This is a genomic window from Paracoccus sigandri (genome assembly GCF_003709565.1).
GTDB lineage: Bacteria > Pseudomonadota > Alphaproteobacteria > Rhodobacterales > Rhodobacteraceae > Paracoccus > Paracoccus siganidrum.
Genome location: NZ_QNRC01000073.1, coordinates 1 through 4675, shown reverse-complemented (window position 1 = coordinate 4675; position 4675 = coordinate 1). Strand labels below are relative to the sequence as shown.

The following is a 4675-nucleotide window of genomic DNA, read 5'->3' as shown; positions in this document are numbered from 1 at the left end:
GACTTGGCCGGCAATTTTGTATTGGAGGATTTGGGCTTCATCTTCGTTCCTTCGTCACTACGACGAAGCCCAAATCCTCCTTAAATCACAACCTCAAATCTGTGCCATGGGCGCTGACGGGGGACAAACAGGATCATTTCGCCGGGTTTTATTGGATTGGCATTCATCCAGAACTCCCTATGTGCGGCTGCAGGCGTAGGAAGCCCATATGGGTTGTGGGCCCCGTCCAGGGAACTGCTATAAACCTGCAGGAAACGATCGAAGGAATCGAACATGCTGGACGGGCTGACGCTGGACCAGATGCGCGTCTTCGTGATGGTGGCCGAGACCGGCAGCTTTCGCGCGGCGGCGCTGCGGCTGTCGCGGGTGCAATCGGCGATCAGCCATGCCATCGGCAATCTGGAGGCGCAGCTTGAGGTGGAACTGTTCGATCGTTCCGGTCACAGGCCGCAGCTTACCCCCGCCGGAGCGTCGCTACTGGCCGATGTCAGGGCGCTGCTGATCAAGGTCGATGCCGTGCGCGCGCGGGCACGCGGTCTGGGTCGGGGCGTGGAACTGGAGATCACCGTGGCGCTTGATCCGCAATTCCCCTTGCCCGTCCTGGGGCGTGCGCTTGGCGCGCTTTGCGAAAGCTATCCCTCGGTTGCTTTCCGTATCCTCTCGACGCCCCTGGGGGCATCGTTCGAGGCGCTGCTGGACGGCGAATGCGCTCTCGCGATCTGCGGCACCGACCTCATCAACCCGGCGATCGAGCTGGAAACGCTGATGACGGTCAGGCGAGCCGCCGTTGCAGCGGCAAGCCACCCGCTCGCACAGGCGGACAGACCGCTCACCACGACCATGCTCGCCGATCATGTCCAGGTCGTCGGCGAAGACCTCTCGGCGCTTACGGGTCAGCGCGACTATGGGGTGGTATCGCCGTCGCGCTGGCGGGTAGCGGACAACATCACCAAGAAGACGCTGATCCTGTCGGGGATCGGCTGGGGCAGCCTGCCGCTCTGGATGATCGAGCGCGAACTCTGCGAGGGCGAGCTGGTCCGCCTTCCGATCGCCGCCTTCGCCGAGGGCGGCGAAACCACCGTGCAGACCTACCTTGCCCATCGCGTTGACCGGCCCCTCGGTCCCGCGGGCGCGGCCTTCCGCGCGGCGCTGCTGGCGGCCCTGTGGCTCGACGACCGTGACAACACGACTGGGCTGATGTGAGCGGCTCGGGCAACTATCCAATCAGATAGATCATGTTGATCCATCTTTTGCCAGTCCCGTAGATCGAGAAGCTGTGGCATCACCCTCCGACACGGACATCGCGTTCGATGGAGGCTCTGATGACCACGGGACCGAAGGCGGGACAGACAGGCTTGCGGATGGAATACGATCCGCCAGAGCCGGGCCGCGACGTCTCGTGCATCGACCTCAAGGCTCATACCGCGCGGTCGATATGGCCGATGCATTCGTGATGATCGTGCCAGAGCTTCACGCCGTCACCCTGCGCGATACGGTCGGCTTCCAGAATGCCTGGACCAGTTCAAGGAGGACGGCCAGCCCCGTAATCCGACCGGTTGCGCATCTGCAGCGCGCACGATGCTGCATCAGTTCCAATGGCGGGCCGAGGCGCTGCGCAGCGCGCGCAAGGCCGCGCCCGACACGGTTGCCGCACAGACCGGAGGAAGCGTCGCTCCGCATCGGGTCATGCCGGTCCGTGCCTCCTCCCGACAACAAAATCACAGAACGAACAGACGGAGCGCACGACAATGTCCGCAACGCATCAATCTGACGCGACCCCGCCCCGCGAAGCGGGATGGAGCGCGGTCTTCATCATCGCAGGTGCGGGCGTGGTCTCCGCCTTCCAGATCGGCAAGGCGCCGATGGCGCTTGGCGCCGTCCAGCTCGATCTGGGCCTGAGCCTTCTCGTCGTCTCCTGGTTGCTCTCGGCCTTCGCGATCATCGGCGCTCTCGTCGGGGCGCCGGTCGGGCTTGCTGCCGACCGGATCGGGACGAAACGCATGGTCGTGGGCGGGCTGGCGCTTCAGGCGCTTGGCGCGGGGCTCGGTGGCGTGTCGCCAGGCGTCGAGCTGCTGATGGTCTCGCGCGTCGTCGAGGGTCTGGGCTTCATGGCGGTTCTCGTCGCCGGACCGGCGATGATCTTCTCCACGGTCGCCCAGGGGATACAGGACCGCGCCATCGCGGTCTGGGCCACGGTGATGCCGGTCGGCATGACCACGGTGATGCTGGCCGCGCCGCTGCTGACCCTGCTCGGCTGGCGCGGCTTCTGGCTGCTCAACGCAGCGGTCCTGTTCGCCTATGCGGCGTTCTTCGTCTTCGCCATATCGGCGCCGCCTGCCGCAACCACCGAAGGCCAGCGCATCGGCGCACAGTTGCGGCAGGCGATTGCTGCGCCCGGACCATGGGCGCTCGCCACGATCTTCGCCGCCTTCTCGGCCGCCTTCTTCGTGGTCTTCGGCTTTATGCCTTCGTTGCTCACCGGGCGGTTCGGGCTGGGCCAGGAACTGGCCAGCACGGTCTCGGGTATCGCCGTGGCGGCAAGCGGGATCGGCAATCTCGCTGCCGGCTTCCTGCTTGCCTCGGGCCGCAAGCCGTTGCATGTGCTGGCGGCGGGCTTCCTCGGGGTGACACTGTTCGGCTTCGGCGTGTTGGCCGCCGATCTGTCCTGGATCGCCATCGCGCTGTTCGCGGTGCTGTTCGCGTTCATGGCCGGCCTGATCCCGGTCGCCCTCATCGACAGCGTGCCGCGCTTCGCGCCGCGCCTCGAACTGGTGGGCGCGACCATGGGCCTTGCCATGCAGGGCAACAATGTCGGGATGCTGGTCGGCCCGGCCGTCGGTGGCGCGCTGGCCGCAAGTCTTGGCTGGACGAGCGTGGCGGTCGCGATGGCATTGGTCTCGGTCGCCGCCGTCCTGCTGGCGCGCGCGACCTTCGCGGACAGGGTCGGGACCGGGCGGCAACCCGCTCGGGAAGAGGTTCAGCCATGACCGGGCAGGCGCGAACACCAAGCCCACATTGCGCGAATGACAGGGACTTGCCGCCCTGACCGTGCCGGCTGGTCTATCTTCTGACCACGGCGCAACGCCGGCTGGAGGTGGCGATCGAGCGCGAGGGATCAGGCGGGCCGACCCTCTCGCGGATCGGCTTCCTGTTGGCGCTGCCGACCGAGGTCGGGGTGCCGATGTCCGCGCTTGCCCGCGCGCTTTGCGAGGGCTTCAGCGCGGACGAGATCGCCGTGGTGGGCCGAACGCTGGCTGGAAGTGGTGCGGCAACGCCATGCGCCGCCCCCGGTCCGATAAGCTTGCGCCCGGCGGCCGTGGCGGCATCGCTGGTATTGGGTGTGCCGGTCGGCTCGATCAGCAGCAGATGGGCTTCCCTGCGGGCGACCGGGCAATGCTCGACGCCTTTCGGGACAAAGAAGATTTTCCCGGCTTTCAACTCGACCACCCGGTCGCGCAGCCGGATCTCGATCTTGCCTTGAGGGACGAGGAAGAAGTCATCGGTGTCGGGATGGGAATGCCAGCTGAATTCCCCCTCGACCTTGACCACCATTACGTCATGGCTGTTGACCGGGTCGATATCGCTCAGGTTCACTAGCAAGCAACAGCGTACTGAGCGCGTACAGCCCTGATGCAGGTGCGAGCAGGCAACTGCATACAGCCATGGCGATGGCGATGGCGAGCTGGACACGGATGCGTTTCATGTTGCGCAGCATCGTCTGGGGCGAGAGGCAAAGGCCTCGATGCTTGCCTGCGACGTCGAAGGCCGTGTAGTGTCACGGCATTCAAGAAAGATTTATTCAACTACTGCGCGAATTTGCTTCCGACCATGCTTATAGACAACGGCGATCCCTGGCTTCTCCGATCCAGCCCGGATGAGGAATCCCCAGCGAATTCAGCGCCGGTAATGACGTTGCTCGAGGGGGTTGCACCCTTGGATGCTCAATTCGGTCAATGGCCGCGCAAATCGGTCCCGGACGTGCTGCACGAACACGTGCTGGGTGCGGACGGCTTGCAGGGCTATGCGCTTGTCGATGCAGCATTGCTCCCCGATCTGGAGGTCCGCCTGGCGAGAAGCGGCCTGCCCGGCAGTTGCCTGTTCGACGGTGCGGCCTCGGGGCAGCTTGGTGCCGTCGCTCCCTGGCTGGTATCGCTGGGGAAGATGATGAACTGACCCGCAGCCTGTTCACCCGCGGCCGACCCAACCAGTCGCTATGGGATGCAGGGGCAGCGGTGTTCATCCGCTCGGACATGTCGCTCGACGATGTGCGGCATCAGCTTCGCAAGCTCACCCAGGTGCCGGACAAGGGCGGTCGCTGGGTGTTCTTGCGGTTCTGGAATCCGCTTTTCGCCCGATCTCTGCTGACATACGGATCGCCCTATACAAGAATGCGGCTTTTGGCGGCCGGTCCGATGATGATGCGCGGTGCGGATCCGGACAGTTTCCTGATCTGGTCGCTTCCCGAAGAGGCGCACGGACGAAAACCGCCCAGTCCGTTCGTTCTGCAGCCAGAGGATCACCATGCCTTGCGGCTGGCGACGATGGATGCTGTCCCCCGTCAGCGCCCATGGCACAGATTTGAGGTTGTGATTTAAGGAGGATTTGGGCTTCGTCGTAGTGACGAAGGAACGAAGATGAAGCCCAAATCCTCCAATACAAAATTGCCGGCCAAGTC

General features: G+C 64.6%; 5 protein-coding genes. 4 read left to right on the top strand and 1 reads right to left on the bottom strand.

All coding sequences use genetic code 11. The annotated features are described in order from the left end of the window. The first annotated feature begins 273 nt into the window (after positions 1-273). Positions 274-1203, top strand: a complete 930-nt coding sequence (locus tag C9E82_RS23495) for a LysR family transcriptional regulator (RefSeq protein WP_119901108.1) — start codon at positions 274-276, stop codon at positions 1201-1203. A 392-nt stretch (positions 1204-1595) separates the two neighbouring features. Continuing rightward, positions 1596-2987, top strand: a complete 1392-nt coding sequence (locus C9E82_RS23490; RefSeq protein WP_205962253.1) for an MFS transporter — start codon at positions 1596-1598, stop codon at positions 2985-2987. A 73-nt stretch (positions 2988-3060) separates the two neighbouring features. On the opposite strand, the gene C9E82_RS25200 is transcribed toward C9E82_RS23490, so the two are convergent. Continuing rightward, positions 3061-3552, bottom strand: a complete 492-nt coding sequence (locus tag C9E82_RS25200; RefSeq protein ID WP_244936072.1) for a cupin domain-containing protein — start codon at positions 3550-3552, stop codon at positions 3061-3063. Between the two features lie 354 nt (positions 3553-3906). Here C9E82_RS25200 and C9E82_RS24730 point away from each other — a divergent pair, with 354 nt between their 5' ends. Next, complete coding sequence (locus C9E82_RS24730) at positions 3907-4173, top strand: DUF4123 domain-containing protein (protein WP_170162190.1); 267 nt, start codon at positions 3907-3909, stop codon at positions 4171-4173. Beyond that, entirely contained in the window at positions 4092-4595 is a 504-nt protein-coding gene (locus C9E82_RS23475) for a DUF4123 domain-containing protein (RefSeq protein ID WP_276312143.1), read from the top strand. Before C9E82_RS24730 ends, C9E82_RS23475 begins: the two co-directional genes overlap by 82 nt. The last annotated feature ends 80 nt before the right edge of the window (positions 4596-4675 follow it).